Here is a 208-nt window from a genome sequence, read left to right as displayed (position 1 = left end):
GGCGCGAGGCGTTCGGTGCGCGACAGGTAAGCGAACTGGTCCTCGTACGGCGTCCAGGTGGCAGGGTCGCAGAAAAGCGTGGTGCCCAAGGTGCGGGAGACCCCGTGCAGCGGCAGCGCGATCAGATTCCCGAACCGGGCCCCGCCCTTGGAGCTTGTGGGAAGGAAGTCCTGGGCGGGGAAGAGCCGGTCGTAACTGGCCAGGGACA

At 67.8% G+C, this 208-nt stretch carries 1 protein-coding gene; it reads right to left on the bottom strand.

What is annotated here, in order from left to right:
• Nucleotides 1-208, bottom strand: a 208-nt coding sequence (locus RB628_RS42450; protein WP_318325885.1) for a TOTE conflict system archaeo-eukaryotic primase domain-containing protein, incomplete at both ends; no start/stop codon positions are given.

It is taken from the genome of Streptomyces sp. ADMS (assembly GCF_033441795.1).
GTDB lineage: Bacteria > Actinomycetota > Actinomycetes > Streptomycetales > Streptomycetaceae > Streptomyces.
Note: the sequence above shows the minus strand (reverse complement) of the source record. Positions and strands in the feature narration are given on the sequence as shown.